Raw genomic sequence first — 16295 nt, forward strand, 5'->3', positions numbered from 1 at the left:
TCATCGCTCGTGGCGGCTGCGACCCCCGGACGGCCCGAAGATCACCGGGACGCCCGGCGAGTAGAGGACGCTCGCCGGCGGCGTGTCGATGCCGGGCAGACCGGCCGCCGCCAGCAGGGAGTCGTCGAGGTCGAGCAGTTCCGCCCGGTGCAGCGGCCAGCGCGGATGATCGTTGGCGAGGTGACGCGTGCGGCCCCACGCACGCGTGTGCAGCCCCCAGCGCGCGGTCAGGAAATGCTCCAGCGGGGCCGGCTCGGCGATCGGGTCGCCGACCCGGATGCGCATCCGGTTGGTGGCGTCGCGCGGGCCGGGCCAGCGGCGCTCCGAGACGTACGCGAGTTCGTCGCCCCGGCGGGTCAGCCGCATCCGCGCCCACATGTAGGGCAACCGCAGACTCACCCGCGCGACCAGCACCGGGATCAGGCGTTCCGCCTCCAGGGAACGGAAGACGACGGCGCGGCGGCCCTGGCCGTCGACGCTGTAGAGGCGGACGTTCGTCTCACAGAACGTCCCGAGATACGGGACGCCGGGGCTGCCGAGGAACCCGACCCGTTCCATCCGGAAGCCGATCACGCCGGCGTAGGTCACGCCGTCGATCGTGTCGGGGCGGGTGCCCGGCGGCAGCAGGGGCGCGACGCGGTCCGGATCGACGGCCCAGTGCAGGAACGCCAGATCCGTCCAGCGCTGACCGAGAATGGCCCGCGCCACCGGCCGCACGGTCTCCGCCGTGATCTCTTCGACATCCACCCCACAAGATTGCCGTACGGCCGGTGGTGCCGCCCTTTCACCCCGGCCGCTCGTGCAGGTCAGTGGTCGAGCCAGTCCGGGCCCTTCGCCGCGATCCCGATCCCCAGGATCTCGGCTTGCTCGGCGATCCTGGCGAGGTCAGCCAGCGTGATCCCGTTGCCGGCCAGCGTCATGAAGCGACCCGGGGCGACGTCCACCACCAGGTAGATCAGCCCGCCGGCGCCGGCGAGAGTCCGAGCCGGCCGGCCGCGAACGGTCAACTCCTCACCGCCGTCCGGGGCTTCGGCGACGGAACCGACCAGAACCGACACCGTTGCGGCGCTCGTGGCGTTTCCCGGCACGCTCCCCCGGCTCGCCCCTGGCCCGGCATCCGAGTGCACCAGGCTGAGTTCGGTCCGCCAGTCCGCCGAGTCCGGCCCGCTGATCGTGGCCGCCGAGCCCGCCAAGCCGTCGGGGAGCCAGCCCAGACGCACCGGGACCGACGTGAAGGTCTTCTCCGAACGCACCGAGCGGGCCATCCTGAGCAGATCCGCCTTGCCGACCTCGACCTCGCTCGTGGAGAGCGTCAGAATCGTGTGGCCGTCGGCCACCCAGGCCAGCGCCGACTTGCCGTCGCCCCGGGACGGGGAGAGCCACCCATCAGTGCCGTTGATGTCGACCTTCTGACCGGAGGTGTTCACCGTTCCAGCGGGGTCCGCCACCTCGGTACGGACGGTGAGCGTGATCGCCGCTCCACCCCACGGGTCACCGAGACCGATCTGCTTCTTCCACACCCGCATCAGGGTCTGACCGGACGATTCACCGGTCACGTCGATGTCCGCCTGCCGGATGCTCTCGCGGTAACCGGCCGGCACCCACGCAGGTCCGTAGCGAATCAGGAACATCGCCACTCCCCGCGTACCGGTGACCGGAGTCATCCCGGACGACGGGCTCGGCGGGCCACTCGGCGCATCCGCGACGACCGTCGGTGGCACGGATCCGCCGCGCAGGGCAACGACCGGGACGGTGACCACCACGACGACCGCCGCGGCCACTGCGGCGCCCAGCATCCGGAACTGCCGATGACGATGCATCACCGCCGCACGCTGCGGCAACGCGGCACGGATGCGCTCGGCGGGCACGGCTCGGCCGGCCTGGCGCTCCTGGGCCGTACGGACGAGGTCTTCGATGTCGATGGTCACGGCAGCTCCCCTGCGGTCACGAGCGCGGCCGGCCACGCACCCTGCAGGGTGGCCAGCGCACGCGAGAGGTGGGTTCGGACGGTGACCGTTCGACAGCCGAGCATCTCGGCGATCTGCTCGACGGCCAGGTCCTCGTAGAAGCGCAGGGCGATCACCGCGCGCTGGCGTGGTGGCAGGGCCGCGATCAGGCGCAGCATCGCGTCCCGCTCGTCGTGCTCGGCCGCCGTGTCCCGGGCGGCCGGCAGCATCCCGTCGAGGGTTTCGACGGTGACCGGGATCGATCGCGCGGCACGGCGCCGCCGCCAGGACAGGAACTCGTTGACCACCATGCGCTTCACGTAGCGTTCCGGCGCGTCCATCCGGCCGATCCGCGACCAGCGGGCCTGCGCACGGACCAGGACGTTCTGAGTGATGTCCTCGGCCAGGTGCGGGTCCCACGTGACCACTGTCGCGTAGCGCACCAGTGTGCCCAGGCGGGTCGATACGAACTCTTCGAACGTCACTCCGGGATAACGCCTCCACTCCCGCCGATTGATGACCCGCCCGCCCAGAAAATATCGACGACCGCCCGGCGGACAACGGCGTCAGGGGCATTTGCCTGCGGATCGGGTGCGTCTCGGTGAGCGAGGCACTCCACGCCGGCATTTCTTGCAGGTCCGCGGGCCGGGCACCGACCTGACACGCGTAGTGCATCAGCACGGGGACAGAGGGGGCAGTCGGAGTATGGGATTGTTCGGTCGTTCGCAGCAGCCGCAGGTGGTTCGGGAACCGCGTGACGTGGAAGCCCTGGAGAGGGTGATCGAGGCGCTGGCCGGTGGCGTCGCCTCGGTGCAGGACGGTCGCGCGACGATCACCAAGACGCTGGTGAAGGTCCTGGGCCTGGCGTACGGGGCGTTGTGGAGCCGTAACGAGAGCGGTGGCTACACGCTGACGTTCGAGACGGGTGACCTCGGGCCGGCGCTGCGCACGGCGATCGGCGGCGGGGACCGGCTCGGCGCGGCCGACGGGCTGCTCGGGGCCGCGGTCAAGGCCCGTCGCGCCGTCACGCTCAGCGAGACCCCGCAGGCTGTCACGAACTGTCTCCGCTGGCAGGCCGCACATCGGGCCGGCATGGTCGAGGCCGCGACCGTGCCGATCGTGCACAACGGGGTGGTCTCCGAGGTGCTGGAGTTCTACGGGCGTGAGCCGATGCCGGCGTTCGCCAGCGACAAGTGGGCCGCCATCACGCGCATCGCCGTGCTGTCCGGCCTGCACGCCGCCGCCACCACCGAGCTGCGGGAGACGCTCAGCGACCGGGCGGCCGTCACCACCGTCGTCGCCAAGGTCGGGGAGGCGAACGATCAGCGGACCGCGATCCGGGTCGCTCTCGACGGGGTGCGGACGGCGTTCGGGTGGGCGTACGGCTCGTACTGGGCGCTCGACGAGTCGGACTGGGAGCTGCGGTTCGACTGCGAGTCGGGTTCCGCCGGGGAGGAGTTCCGCAAGGTCACCCTGGCCGCCTCGTTCGCCGAGGGCGTCGGCCTGTCCGGCCGGGCCTGGAAGTCACGCGACCTGGTCTTCGTCCACGACCTCGCGGAGATGACCGACTGTGTGCGGGCGCCCGCGGCCCAGCGTGCCGGGGTCCGGTCCGGCGTGTGCTTCCCGGTCATGGACGGTGGCGAGGTGATCGGCACCATGGACTTCTTCACCACGGAGAGCATCGAGCTCAGCGAGTCGCGGGCGGCGGCGCTGCGCAACGTGCAGCAGCTGGTCTCGCAGCGGATGTCGGTGCTGCGCCGGGTCGAGGCGGACGCGGCGAAGGCCCGCCAGTTGCTGGAGACCGTGGCGGAGTTGCGGGCCGCGTCCGACGACGCGGGCCGGGTCGCGGCGCTGGCCGCGGCCGGGTCGACGGCCGTGACCACCGAGGTGCAGGCGCTCTCGAACGCGTCGGTGGCGGTCGGCGACGTCATCAAGATCATCTCGTCGATCGCCGAGCAGACGAACCTGCTCGCGCTCAACGCCACGATCGAGGCGGCCCGCGCCGGTGAGGTCGGCCGCGGGTTCGCCGTCGTCGCCAGCGAGGTGAAGGACCTGGCCCGGGAGACCGCCGAGGCGACCCAGAAGGTGACCGAGCAGATCGCCGGGATCCAGGGTTCCAGCCGGGCCGTCGCCGACGGGATCCACACGACGAACGACACGATCGGCCGCCTCGACGCCGTCCAGGACCGGATGAACCAGGTGCTGGAGCGGCAGGCTGCGATGGCGGCCGCGTTCCGCTAGGCCACGGCCCCGGCACCGGTGACGTCGAACAGGGCCATCGTCTCGTCGAGGCGGGCGCGGGCCCAGTCGTAGTTGTCGGTGCCGGGGAAGTTCCGGTACGCCGTCTCGATCGTCATGATCAGGACCAGGTAGAGGCAGTACAGCCGGCGGCGGACCCGCTCGCTCCCGGTCGCCGGGCCCCGGCCGTAGCCGCGGATGAAGGCGGACGAATCCCCGTACGCCGGGACCTCGCTGCCGGTGAACCCGGCCTCGATCAGCGGGTCACCGTAGAGCGCCCGCTCGTGGTCGATGATCGCCACGATCCGCCCGTCGCGGACCATCACGTTGTTGTCCCACATGTCCCACTCGACGAACCGCGGCTCGGTCACCTCGTCGAGCGTGTCCGCGTGGGCGGCGATCACCGCGCGCACCGACTCGTAGGAGCGGCCGAGGTCGACCCCGCGGCGCTCGCCGTCGCGCAGCACCCCCTCGATCATGTCGAGGAACGCCGCGCGCCAGGCCGGGAAGCCGGGACCGTTCAGCGGGCCGAAGTGCGGGCCGGTCACGGCGTTGAGCGAACGGTTCAGTGCGCCGAGCGCCTCGTTGTAGGCGGCGCGCTCCGGCGGCGAGTGCTCGTCGCGCAGCATGCCGAGGTTGTCGCCGTCGACGAACTCCATGAAGAAGTAGTCGGCGTCGCACAGCTCGTGGCTGCGGTCGGCGAAGTCGACAGTGGGCACCGGCACGCTCGTGTGCTCGCGGATCAGGCGCAGCGCGGTCAGCTCGGTCGCCATCGCACCCCGCTCGTAGCTCATCACCTCGATGTGCGGCGGCGGTGCGATCTTGAGGACGACCTCACGGCCGGAGCGCAGACGCATCCGGTACGCCACGTTGAACCAGCCGTGCCCCAGCTCGGTGCACCAGTCGTCGCCGTCGGGCACCTCCCCCGGCCCGTAGGCGCGTGCCACCATGGCGCGCAGCACGGACAACTCCTGCCGGTTCTTGGTGATGCTCTCCATCGACGATCCTCTCGGTCGGCGGTAGCACGGTAACGGTGCTCACGACGTACGGGAAAGGGATTTGCCGATTTTGATGGTGTTCGGGCGCCTGCGTGTGACCGCGAGGACGTTGATCCCCGCCACGATCAGGATGCCGAGCCATTCGTGCAGGTGCAGGGCCTCGCCGAGCAGCACCAGGCCGGCGAGCGCGGCGAAGACCGGATGGACGCTCATCACCACGCCGAAGAACCGTGGCGGGACACGACGAAGAGCGATCAGATCCACCGCGTACGGGATGACGGAGCTGAACACCCCGGCGCCGACCGCGAACAGCAGCGCCGCGCCGGTCATCCGACCGGAAGTGATCAGCCACGCCAGGACCGGTAGGTACAGCACCACGGACACGGTGGACGCGGCGGCCGGCCCCTGCAGACCCGGCAGCCGACGCCCGAGCAGACGGTTCAGCAGGATGTAGGACGCCCAGCAGGCCGCCGCCAGCAACCCGCACCCGATGCCGGGCCAGTCGCTGTCTCCCTGCGGCATGACCAGCACATACACGCCGAGGCCGGCGCCGAGCGCACAGAGCAGGTCGACCCGTGAGCGGGAACCGGCGAGGGCCACCCCGAGCGGGCCGAGGAACTCCAGCGTCACCGCCAGCCCCAGCCCGACGCGATCGACCGCGGTGTACAGGCTCAGGTTCATCGTCGCGAACACCAGACCGAGAAGGATCGTCGGCCACCATTGCGGCCAGCGGAACCGGTGCAGCGGCGGGCGGCCCACCGGCAGCAGCACGGCGGCCGCCACCACCTGACGCACCGCGACCACGCCGGCCGGGCCGATGCTCGCGAACGCATGCGCGCCGACGGCCGCGCCGACCTGGTTGCTGGCCGCGCCGACCATCATCGTCGCCAGCCCGCCGCCGACGCCTGCCCGCGCGGGAGCCTCCCGTTGTACCGTCACACCGCCATCGAAACCCGGCGGGCAATCCTGAGGGAAATAACCAGCGCGGACGACTTATACGCTGGCCGCATGGATTTGCAGCTGCGTCACCTGCGTGCGCTGGTCGCGGTGATCGACGCGGGCACGTTCACCGACGCCGCCACCGAACTGAACACCTCCCAGGCCGCGGTTTCGCGCTCGATCGCGGCGGCGGAGACAATCCTGGGCGTACGTCTTCTGCAGCGCACCACCCGGCACGTCAGCCTCACCGTGACCGGGGCGCAGGTGCTGGCCGGCGCCCGGCGCGTCCTCGACGAGATCGCGCACCTGCACCGGATCGCCGAGCAGTCCCGCACCGAGCTGCGGGTCGGCTACGCGTGGGCGGCGCTGGGCAAGCACACCCGGCGGCTGCAGCGGGCATGGGCCGGCGTGCAACCCGGGATCCCGCTGGTGTTCGTGCAGACGAACAGTGTCACGGCCGGGCTCAGCGAAGGCGCGGCCGACGTCGCGGTCATCCGCAAACCGATCGACGACCCGCGGTTCGCGTCGGCGCGGATCGGCACCGAGGCCCGGTACGCGGCGGTCTGCACCGAGAGCCCGCTCGCCCGCCGGCGGTCGCTGCGGATCGGGGACCTCGCCCGGTACACGGTCGCGATCGACGCCCGCACCGGCACGACCACCCTCGACCTGTGGGACCCCGGGCCGCGGCCGGCGACGGTCCGGCGCACCACCGGCGTCGACGAATGGCTCACCCTGATCGCCGCGAACCAGGCCGTCGGAGTGACCTCCGAAGCGACCGCCAACCAGAATCCGCGACCCGGCGTCGCCTATCGCAGGCTGCGGGACGTGCCGACGATCCCGGTCTGGCTCGCGTGGTGGCGCGACGACCCGCCGGGACAGCTCGGCGACCTCGTCCGGCTCAGCCGCGAGGCGTACGGGGAGTCGACCGCGCATCTCGATGGCGATCGGTGACGCGCCCACGTCAGCCGGCGCCCCGGCCGCGGGCTTGCCGGGCGGGCGGTTCGCGGTCGCCGAGTTCAGCGCGGCCCATCGCGACCTCTCGGCCGGCTGCTGGCCGCTCGGGGTGTGGCTGGCCGGGACCGGGTTCGCCACCAGCCGAGCGCGCCGAGCCGGCTCCCGGCACCGCGCCCCGAACCCCGAAAGACCCCCGGCGCCGGCTGCGGGCTGGTGGTGCCGGGCGGCGCGGGGAGGGTGTGGGACGGCAGCGGGGGCGGAGCTGACCGGGCTGCCCGGCGGGCGCCGGGCGGGCCGGCACCGGGGGGAGATCGCGGGCCACCGCCAGGGACCGGAGGGTGCGGTTGGGGCGTGGCTCGCTCGTACCGCGGAAGGGGTTTTCTTTTTGTTAAGACGCCACGAGTGTCACAAAACTTGATTGGTTCCAGATTAGGGGTCTAAGGTTCCTCGCGTGACGTCCGACTTCGAGGCACAGCTGCGGGCGGTCTCGTTGCGGGTGACCCGGCCACGACTGGCGGTGCTGGCCGCGTTGCGGGATCACCCGCACGTCGACACCGACACGGTGATCGCGCTCGTCCGCGCTGATCACCCTGCCGTCTCTCACCAGGCGGTCTACGATGTGCTGCGTGCGCTCACCGACACCGGTCTGGTGCGGCGCATCCAGCCCGCCGGCGCGACCGCCCGCTACGAGATGCGGGTGCGGGACAACCACCACCATGTCGTGTGCCGCTCCTGTGGCGCGATCGCCGACGTCGACTGTGCGGTCGGCAACGCCCCCTGTCTCACCGCCTCGCACGATCACGGGTTCGTGATCGACGAGGCGGAGGTCGTCTATTGGGGCACCTGCCCCGAGTGCCTGACCCGTCCGGAAGAAGGAACCAGATGAGCGACAACTTTGACCCGAAGGCCTCCGGCTGCCCGGTCGACCACAGCTCCGTGACCGCCCAGGGCGGCAGCGAGAGTGAGAACCCGGGGATCCCCTCGCCGGAGCCGAAGACCGGTGGCCGCCCGCGGACCAACCGTGACTGGTGGCCGAACCAGCTCGACCTGTCGGTGCTGCACGCGCACTCGTCGAAGGGCAACCCGCTGGGGCCGGACTTCGACTACGCGAAGGAGTTCGCGAAGCTCGACGTCGAGGCCCTCAAGCAGGACATCACCACCGTCCTGACCACCTCGCAGGACTGGTGGCCGGCCGACTTCGGGCACTACGGCGGTCTGATGATCCGCCTCAGCTGGCACGCCGCCGGCACCTACCGGATCCAGGACGGCCGTGGAGGCGCGGGTGACGGCGGGCAGCGGTTCGCCCCGCTGAACAGCTGGCCGGACAACGCGAACCTGGACAAGGCGCGCCGCCTGCTCTGGCCGGTCAAGGCGAAGTACGGGCAGAAGATCTCCTGGGCCGACCTGCTGGTGCTGGCCGGCAACGTGGCTCTCGAGTCGATGGGCTTCAAGACGTTCGGCTTCGGTTTCGGCCGCGTCGACGTGTGGGAGCCGGAGGAGATCTTCTGGGGTCCCGAGGACACCTGGCTGGGCGACGAGCGCTACGCCTCGGAGAAGACGATGGCCGAGGGCGTCGGCGCGACCGAGATGGGTCTGATCTACGTCAACCCGGAAGGGCCGAAGGGCAGCGCCGACCCGCTCGCGGCGGCGCACTTCATCCGTGAGACGTTCGCCCGGATGGCGATGAACGACGAGGAGACCGTCGCGCTGATCGCCGGTGGTCACACGTTCGGCAAGACGCACGGTGCCGCGGTCGCCACCGACCACGTCGGCCCCGAGCCGGAGGGCGCGCCGCTGGAGGCGCAGGGCCTCGGCTGGCTGAGCACGCACGGCACCGGCGCCGGCAAGGACGCGATCACCTCCGGGCTCGAGGTCACCTGGACCGACAAGCCGACGCAGTGGAGCAACCGCTTCTTCGAGATCCTGTTCGGCTACGAGTGGGAGCTGTCGACCAGCCCCGGCGGCGCCAAGCAGTACGTCGCCAAGAACGCCGAGGCGATCATCCCGGACCCGTTCGACCCGTCGAAGAAGCACGTCCCGACGATGCTGACGACCGACCTGTCGCTGCGCGTCGACCCGGCCTACGAGAAGATCTCCCGCCGCTTCCTGGAGAACCCGGACGAGTTCGCGCTGGCGTTCGCCAAGGCCTGGTACAAGCTGCTGCACCGGGACATGGGCCCGGTCGCCCGCTTCCTCGGCCCGTGGGTGCCGGAGCAGCAGCTCTGGCAGGACCCGGTTCCGGCCGTCGAGGGTCAGCTGGTCGGCGAGTCCGAGATCGCCGCGCTCAAGGCGAAGGTGCTCGACTCCGGTCTGAGCGTCAGCGAGCTGATCGCGCTGGCGTGGGCGTCGGCCGCGTCGTACCGGTCGACCGACAAGCGCGGTGGCGCCAACGGTGCCCGCATCCGCCTCGAGCCGCAGCGCAGCTGGGAGGTCAACCAGCCGGTCCTCCCGGCCCTCGCCAAGATCGAGAGCATCGCGGCCGAGTTCAACGCGTCGTCCGCGGTCAAGGTCTCCGTCGCCGACCTGATCGTCCTGGCCGGCACCGCCGCCGTCGAGAGGGCCGCGAAGGACGCCGGCGTCGAGATCAGCGTCCCGTTCCACCCGGGCCGCACCGACGCCACCCAGGAGCAGACCGACGTCGAGGCGTTCACGTTCCTCGAGCCGCGCGCCGACGGGTTCCGCAACTACCTGCGCCCCGGCGAGAAGACCCAGCCGGAGATCCTGCTGGTCGACCGGGCGTACATGCTGGGCCTGTCCGCCCCGCAGCTGACCGTCCTGCTCGGCGGCCTGCGCACGCTCGGCGCCAACTTCGGCGGCAGCGCGCACGGCGTCCTCACCGACAAGGTCGGCGTGCTCACCAACGACTTCTTCGCCAACCTGCTCTCCCCCGGCACCAAGTGGAAGGCATCGGAGTCCGAGGAGCACGTCTACGAGATCCAGGACGCCTCCACCGGCGCCGTCAAGTGGACCGCGACCGCGGTCGACCTGATCCTCGGCTCGAACTCGCAGCTGCGGGCCCTGTCCGAGGTCTACGCGAGCTCGGACGCGAAGGAGAAGTTCGTCAAGGACTTCGCCGCCGCGTGGGTCAAGGTCATGGACAACGACCGCTTCGACCTGGTCTGAGCATCCGCTTCTTCTGAACGAGCCCGGCCGCTCTCGGCCGGGCTCGTTCCACAACCGGGCACGCTGCCGCCGGCGAGACCTCCCGCCGCGAGCTCCTTTGCCGCAGTACGAGCCGGCCGGGGCAACAACCGCACCGCCCGGTCCCCGGCGCCGGGCCGCGACCTGATCCCGGTGCCGGCCCGCCCCCGCGCGCGCCGCCATCCCGGACAGCTCCGCATCGGTCCCGCGTCGACCGGCACCGGGAACTCCGATCGGTCGACAGCACTCGACTGTCGCCTTCGCGAGCTGATCCCGTGCCCGGCCCGCCGCCCGCCTCACCGTCCCCGGCTGGTTCTCCTGGGCGTTGTTCGTGTTCTCCTGGGCGTTGTTCGTGCCTCATAACGCCCAGGAGAACCAGCCGGACAACCGCCGCCCGCCCAGCCGCCGCCGCCCAGCAGCCGCCGACCGAACAGCCCACGGCCAATGCTGTGCGCGGCCGAATGCGGCTCTGCGGCCCCACCACCGGCTGTGGCTGGCACTGAGCTTGCCGTCCGACCTCCGGCGCGAACCTGGCGTCCCCGCGGACCAGTCCGCTGCGTCATCCAGGGCGGCTACGGGGAGTGCCCGCGATCACGCCAGTGCGGGTCGCGACAAGCCACGACCATGCGTTGTCTGCGGCATGAGAGTTCATCCGGCCCGCGAAGCACGGAAGGCAAATTCTAACTCATTTCGATCAACGCTGTGTGCGAACGGCCGAGTTCCGACACGGAACGAGCCATCCACCTACGGTCAAGTCTTGTGTATGAGACGTCGAAGAAGTTCCCACTTTTTCAAGTGGCCCCGGATGTTTACACTCGGGACTCGATGTTCAATGAAGCCGAATTCCTTTCAGGCGAGCCGTACCTTCAGTATCGGCTGTCGATCGAAGGCGCGTCAGAGTCCTTGATTGATCGTGCACTACAAGAGGCCCGCATCGGCGATCTATATTTGGGTGACGCCCTAGACAAGCTGTCGCCTCTTGCGCCGGCAACAGGGGCTTCAGCCAACGAAATTCAGGCTTCAATTCCCGCAGTTGACCTGGAATTAGGCGAGCTTGGCAGCGAGCCGGCCGCCGAGATCAAGTTTGTGGAGATTGATGATTTTTGGCGAACGCCACAGGCGGAGCTTTTGCTCGGCGGTCGCCGAATAGCGCTTGCGGCCTTCGTGCCGGAGGCTTTTGTGATGGTCATTCCGCCCGCCTCCATGGTCGTCGACATAACGTATCGTCCAGAGAATCGATCCGGCGAGGCTGTCGACGACTGGCCACCTCGCGTCGCGGATGAAGAATTTCCGCATGATGGGAGCCTGATTCTTTGGCGGCACTATGTGGGTTCGCACAGTGCCAGCATGGACGGCTTCAGTGCACGTGGGCGTTTCGGCCAAGTGCGGAGAATCCTACTCAATCCAGTGGAAGGCGTAACGCTTCTCGTTGGGCGGGCGCTGAGTGTGCGCGCCAAGCGGCGTGAGCGCGTCCGCAATGATCCATCTTGGCGCTTGCGCCGCTGGTGGAAGGAACGGCGTGCACCGGCAATCGCGCGCACCCCGTCGATGGAATCGGTGAACTTGAGCGAGGTGGCCGACGGCGCGGCGGTGGTGACCATACACGGAACGATGAGCTGTGGAGTCAGGCTTGCAAGTGAAATCCGCAACGCAATAGTCGCCAGCAACCCGGGGCGGATCTGGCCGGTTCTTAGATTCGAGCATGACACGTGGCTCTCAGTATCAGATAACGCTTTAGACTTGCTAAATCAGGTGCAGCGACTAAAGCTGCAGCGCGTCTTGTTAGTCGCACACTCCCGCGGCGGCCTGGTAGGAGCTGAAACCCTGGAGCGGGCGCCGACAAGCTTGTCTAGCGCGGAGCTAATTTCGCTTGGCACTCCATTCGCGGGAACTCCAGTGGCCGACGTTGCAGCGGAAGCTTTCTCGCCTGCTTTTACGGTGATGGATCAGATGGAGATAGACGCTTTGACTAGGTGGTTCGGATTCCTCTACATCGGGAGAATCCCAGATGGCATTGCTGACATGCAAACTAGATCTGGATACATTCGCGCGAGTAGCTTCCGCCCGCTCTCGAACGCCATTGGGGCGGGTGGGGCCGTCGACTTCCACTCCAGCATCCGACAATGCGGATTGTCGTGGATCTGGAGATCAGCTATGCGCGGCCTCGCTCAGGGTGTTATCGCCGACGGTGATAACGATCTGGTGGTGCCGCGACTGTCCGCCCTCGCTCGGGTGGCGCAGCGAATCGATCTTACCTGTGATCACTTCTGTTACTTAGATGAAGTTGATGTCCGAGACGCCATTGTTGCGGGACATTTGCGGTTGTAAGCTGACGAATTTCCCCCTTCGGGATTCGATCGGAGATTGCACTCGAAACACGTACTCACATCGGCAAATGAGTGCACCCGATCACGACTGGCGGAGTCCATCTCGACTACGTTTTCGGTCACCGCGAGCTGCGGTCGATGCTTCACTGATGGGGAGCAGTGCGATGGTAAGGCGGACTCGTTTTGGGTGTCGCGGGGCGGTCGTGTGCCCCCAGGTTGCTCCTTGCCGGACGTTTTGCCGGTTCCCTGCGAGGAGCGGGCCTCCCGGCCGGGCCGTCCTCTGGAGCGTGGGCCGAGCTGTCATGCGTGGGGAGCAGCACCGGTTCTCTCAGCGAGTGTGTTTGCGCTCTACCTCATCGCCGCCGGCCTGACGTTGCCGGCAGGCGTGACGATCTATCCGGCCTTGTTACTCAACGCTCTGTCAGTCGGCGTCCTGAGCGATCTCTTGGATCTCAGCCAGAACGCAGCCGATATCCTCCAAGGGGTTGGCGTGCTGGGGGCCTTCGTCGTTGCAGCGTTCCTCAACGGTGCCTTCATGTCCTATGGCTGGCGTTCGATCCGCCGGGGCGTGAAGTGCCGCCAATCCGGTAAAGTGCTCTGAGCCCAGCAACGAACGGCTGACTGGGACTGTGCGCCGACACCCATCGGCGCGCGACTCGCGGCAGATCCGGATGTGCGACTATTTCGAGTCGGGCTCAGCGACCTTGCAGCAGGGCTTGCATTGAGAGTGTTCTCAGGGTCACGAATTTCAGCCGAGGAAACGTCAGGCGCCGGACCACGTCAAAAGCGGTTTCAGGCAGGTCGGCGACATTAATCCCGACCTGGGGTGCAGCAACTAATTGGTAGGGGCCGCCGTCGATGTCAGCATCGAACGCGAATAGTCCGCGTTCCGCAACCTGCCTCCACGTGTTCTCGCACGCCGCGGCCAAGGCGGGCGCGAACCGGGCAGCGGTGGTGGTTGGGTGAGCCAAGATGACCTCGATCGCGGCCGCATGAGCATCGGTATCTTCCAAGAACGCCTCGGGAGCGTAACCACCGCCTGCCGTGCTGAACAGCGCTACGTGGCCGTCACCGTCCGCGGCGAGCCAGTCGTACTCGGTACCCAAAATGTCGTCCGCAGACTTTGCGCCCATGCCGCTCTCCGTCGTCTACCGATTCGAATGGCTATCCTGCACGGCGGCTGGGCGCGGAGCCAGCCAATGCGCACGCTCATCGGCGGATCAGTAATTTGATCATGGTTCGGACAATCCGCCTCGGCTACGGCCGGTGAAGGCGAGTTGGCCGATTGTTCCGCTGAAGTGGGAGCAGCGCGATAGTAAGGAGGCCTTCGTTCGGACTGCTTTCCGGCGGTCTTGTGCTCCCGCTTCGCTCCCCAAGGGGGCGTTGCGGAGGTCCTGCAGGGAGCAAGCCTTCGGTTCGGCCGGCGCTGGGGCATCGGCCGAGGTGCCTCCGGTGGGGAGCAGTGGAGGTCTTCCCGGTAGGGGTGTTTGTGCTGCTCAGAATCTGTTCCTGTTGTTTGCGGGGAGCATCGTGGCGATGAATTTGGCGTTTCCGGCGGGGGTCGTGCGGCGCTGCTCCCCGAATTGGGTGATCGGCGGGGAGCGGGCGGGGTGGTCACGGGCAGCGCTGAGCGGCGTCGAACAGCGTTCAGTAGCGCCGGGAAGCGTCGTCTGACCAGGCCTGATTTGCGTTTGGCCTGGTCAGTGGCTTGATTGAACTACGTTCGCACAGGAGTGCTCCACGAATAGCGTCCGGCAGCGTCGAAGAACACGTCTGCGCAGCTCAACAGCGTCGAACAGCAAGACCTCTTTACTACGTCCGCTCCCATGACCTCTCCCTCGCTTTCGGAGTGCTCTCCCGAGTGCTCCGTCGAGCGTTCGGGTGCCGGCTGACCACTGCTGAGCGACGGGAGAGTTCAGAGCGGTCGGTAGAGGGTCGTACGGCGCACTGCGATGTGGCCCGGAGGGCGGATGTTGGTGCATCCCTGGGACCCGGACACTCAGGCGGTCTACCGGCGAAAGGTCGCTGCGTCGGTCCGACTCAAGCCGAGCCTCCAGCTGCCACCGCGCCGTCGGCCAGACCTGTACCACCGCCCGGGACAGCCGGGTGAGCATGAGATGAGCCGCGAGGGTGCACCAGCCGGGATCACAGTGATCATGGCAGTCTTGCCGAGGCGGTTCTGACAATGGGAGGCGACGATATGACCGGCTGGTCGGCGATGACGGGCACCCACCAGTTCGTCGTGCCTGACGACAAGCACGCTCACGATTTGGCTCAAGCCTTGGCGTCACACGGTTTCGCCTATGTCTCGGCCCGGCCCTCGCCTCGTGGCGGATGGATGGTGAGCGCCGTCGATGAAGGGCCGTATCCGGTCGACGTGACCGGGCATCGGATGATCAACGCGGTCGGGCGTGCCGCTGCCGTCATCGCCCGCCAGTACGGCGGCTATCCGGAAGGCGGCAGTCGCTGCGACGTGAGCCTGGTGCAGATCCTCCGCGGTCCCGACGCGCCGATCGTGTGCACCAACCCCGGCGCACGGCCCCCGACGCCCAGCATCGTCGTCGTCGACCCACCACCGGCCGCACCGCTGGGCCTGACTCCCGACCACGCTGAGGACACCCCCATCGAATTGTCTGACCTGGACGAGATCCCATGGACGGAGCTCAGCCACGCCCACGGCAGTGCGGAGGACATCCCCGACTTGTTACGGGCACTGGCGGACCCGTTCGGCGACTGGGACCAGACCCTGGACGAATTGTTCGGGGACAACCTGCTGCATCAGGGAACCTGCTACTCAGCCACCCCGCCCGCGCTGCCGTTTCTCGCGCGCATGATCGCTTCCGGGGCGCTGCCCGCCAAACAACGGCTCGATCTCTACATATGGTTGCTGGTCGCCGCCGACCGATGGGCTTACGGACTGCTCACCGACGCAGACCGCGCCGCAGCCGAGGGCCGTCCGCCTCAACCAGCAGCCTGGAGCCTGGACGTCCGCTTCACCGTTGACGAGCACGTGCCGGCGTTGCTCACACGCTGGGAGACGGAGCCACCCGCGGTGAGATTCGTGCTGGCCTGCCTGGCTGCCCTGTTTCCCCACCACGGGCGTCAGATCGGCCCTCAGATCACCAGCATGGCGCAAGAGCTCGACGGCACCCAACCCGGCGCATACCTGCAGTTGGCCGAGGCGCTCGTGCAAACCCGCGACGACCAAGCACTCGCCGCCGCGACGGACATCGTCGCTTGGGAAGAGAGCCACGACCCCGACTGGCTGAGCGCACCCGATCTGGCCGTCGCCGTCAAGACGGGACACGTCCTCGCCGAAGGAGCACTGCGCGCTCTCAGCAACACCGAGTAGGTCAATACGCCCGCTTCGAACCAGCCCAACCCCAGTCCCACCACGAAACGCAGAGAGTGCAATATGCAACGCCTGTCGGGGCAACGGTCGCAGATTGTGTGCTCGGCCTGCTGAGACCTGCCGCCATAGCGCATACGAGGTCGCACGGGCCGGGATGGTTGGCGGCATCCGCACATCGGCGCGACAAGACGCCGGCTCCAAACAGCCGGCCACCGGCCGTGACAGCGGCGCAGGCAGGCGCGGAGTTCTGCATGGCCGCCCTCGCGGCAGCATCGTCGGTCGTCCCCGAACTTCGAGACAAGGCTTAGCTGTGATGTCCAGCCAGGTTGTTCAACCGGGTGATCGGCGTGGTCTTGCCGATGGCGGTGTGGGGCCGATGATGGTTGTAATCGTGTAAGAA

The 16295-nt window shown here is 68.4% G+C and carries 13 protein-coding genes; 7 read left to right on the forward strand and 6 right to left on the reverse strand.

What is annotated here, in order from left to right; all coding sequences use genetic code 11:
- Genes ACH442_RS45930 through ACH442_RS45940 form a run of 3 tightly spaced genes read right to left on the reverse strand, consistent with a single transcriptional unit; the run spans position 1 to position 2431 of the window.
- Positions 1-747 (reverse strand): YqjF family protein, encoded by a 747-nt coding sequence (locus ACH442_RS45930; protein WP_396344515.1) that lies wholly within the window; start codon positions 745-747, stop codon positions 1-3.
- 59 nt (positions 748-806) lie between these two features.
- The gene (locus ACH442_RS45935) at positions 807-1928 is read right to left on the reverse strand and encodes a hypothetical protein (RefSeq protein ID WP_396344516.1); all 1122 of its coding nucleotides are present in this window, start codon (positions 1926-1928) and stop codon (positions 807-809) included.
- On the reverse strand, positions 1925-2431 hold the full coding sequence (locus ACH442_RS45940; protein WP_396344517.1) for a SigE family RNA polymerase sigma factor: 507 nt from the start codon (positions 2429-2431) through the stop codon (positions 1925-1927). Before ACH442_RS45940 ends, ACH442_RS45935 begins: the two co-directional genes overlap by 4 nt.
- A 253-nt stretch (positions 2432-2684) precedes the next feature.
- Between ACH442_RS45940 and ACH442_RS45945 the strand changes: the two genes are divergently transcribed.
- Positions 2685-4187, forward strand: coding sequence for a methyl-accepting chemotaxis protein (locus ACH442_RS45945; RefSeq protein WP_396344518.1), 1503 nt, complete (start codon positions 2685-2687; stop codon positions 4185-4187).
- Here the strand turns inward: ACH442_RS45945 and ACH442_RS45950 are convergent.
- Entirely contained in the window at positions 4184-5182 is a 999-nt protein-coding gene (locus ACH442_RS45950; RefSeq protein WP_396344519.1) for a phosphotransferase family protein, read from the reverse strand. The two genes, ACH442_RS45945 and ACH442_RS45950, sit on opposite strands and share 4 nt — an antisense overlap.
- A 39-nt stretch (positions 5183-5221) precedes the next feature.
- The gene (locus tag ACH442_RS45955; RefSeq protein ID WP_396344520.1) at positions 5222-6121 is read right to left on the reverse strand and encodes an EamA family transporter; all 900 of its coding nucleotides are present in this window, start codon (positions 6119-6121) and stop codon (positions 5222-5224) included.
- A 69-nt stretch (positions 6122-6190) separates the two neighbouring features.
- Between ACH442_RS45955 and ACH442_RS45960 the strand changes: the two genes are divergently transcribed.
- The 5 genes from ACH442_RS45960 (at position 6191) to ACH442_RS45980 (ending at position 13144) form a co-directional block, all read left to right on the forward strand.
- Complete coding sequence (locus tag ACH442_RS45960; RefSeq protein WP_396344521.1) at positions 6191-7072, forward strand: LysR family transcriptional regulator; 882 nt, start codon at positions 6191-6193, stop codon at positions 7070-7072.
- Positions 7073-7526: 454 nt separating this feature from the next.
- Positions 7527-7961: a Fur family transcriptional regulator gene (locus ACH442_RS45965; RefSeq protein WP_396344522.1), complete on the forward strand. Its 435-nt coding sequence runs from the start codon at positions 7527-7529 to the stop codon at positions 7959-7961.
- A complete protein-coding gene (katG, locus tag ACH442_RS45970; protein ID WP_396344523.1) occupies positions 7958-10198 on the forward strand; it encodes a catalase/peroxidase HPI in 2241 nt (746 codons plus the stop codon). The genes ACH442_RS45965 and katG overlap by 4 nt, the downstream gene beginning before the upstream one ends.
- Before the next feature lie 843 nt (positions 10199-11041).
- Positions 11042-12544: a hypothetical protein gene (locus ACH442_RS45975; RefSeq protein ID WP_396344524.1), complete on the forward strand. Its 1503-nt coding sequence runs from the start codon at positions 11042-11044 to the stop codon at positions 12542-12544.
- Positions 12545-12880: 336 nt separating this feature from the next.
- Positions 12881-13144 carry a hypothetical protein gene (locus ACH442_RS45980; protein WP_396344525.1) on the forward strand — a complete coding sequence of 88 codons (264 nt, stop codon included), beginning with the start codon at positions 12881-12883 and terminating at the stop codon, positions 13142-13144.
- 94 nt (positions 13145-13238) lie between these two features.
- Here ACH442_RS45980 and ACH442_RS45985 read toward each other — a convergent pair whose 3' ends face one another.
- Positions 13239-13676: a hypothetical protein gene (locus ACH442_RS45985; RefSeq protein WP_396344526.1), complete on the reverse strand. Its 438-nt coding sequence runs from the start codon at positions 13674-13676 to the stop codon at positions 13239-13241.
- Between the two features lie 1067 nt (positions 13677-14743).
- Between ACH442_RS45985 and ACH442_RS45990 the strand changes: the two genes are divergently transcribed.
- Complete coding sequence (locus ACH442_RS45990; protein ID WP_396344527.1) at positions 14744-15895, forward strand: hypothetical protein; 1152 nt, start codon at positions 14744-14746, stop codon at positions 15893-15895.
- Positions 15896-16295 lie beyond the last annotated feature (400 nt).

The organism is Actinoplanes sp. NPDC020271 (assembly GCF_044388125.1).
Lineage (GTDB): Bacteria > Actinomycetota > Actinomycetes > Mycobacteriales > Micromonosporaceae > Actinoplanes.

Bases quoted from the DNA above. Each gene is read 5' to 3' on its own strand.
- ACH442_RS45950 (WP_396344519.1), bottom strand. From the start codon at position 5,182: ATGGAGAGCATCACCAAGAACCGGCAGGAGTTGTCCGTGCTGCGCGCC.
- ACH442_RS45960 (WP_396344521.1), top strand. From the start codon at position 6,191: ATGGATTTGCAGCTGCGTCACCTGCGTGCGCTGGTCGCGGTGATCGAC.
- katG (WP_396344523.1), top strand. From the start codon at position 7,958: ATGAGCGACAACTTTGACCCGAAGGCCTCCGGCTGCCCGGTCGACCAC.
- ACH442_RS45975 (WP_396344524.1), top strand. From the start codon at position 11,042: ATGTTCAATGAAGCCGAATTCCTTTCAGGCGAGCCGTACCTTCAGTAT.
- ACH442_RS45985 (WP_396344526.1), bottom strand. From the start codon at position 13,676: ATGGGCGCAAAGTCTGCGGACGACATTTTGGGTACCGAGTACGACTGG.
- ACH442_RS45990 (WP_396344527.1), top strand. From the start codon at position 14,744: ATGACCGGCTGGTCGGCGATGACGGGCACCCACCAGTTCGTCGTGCCT.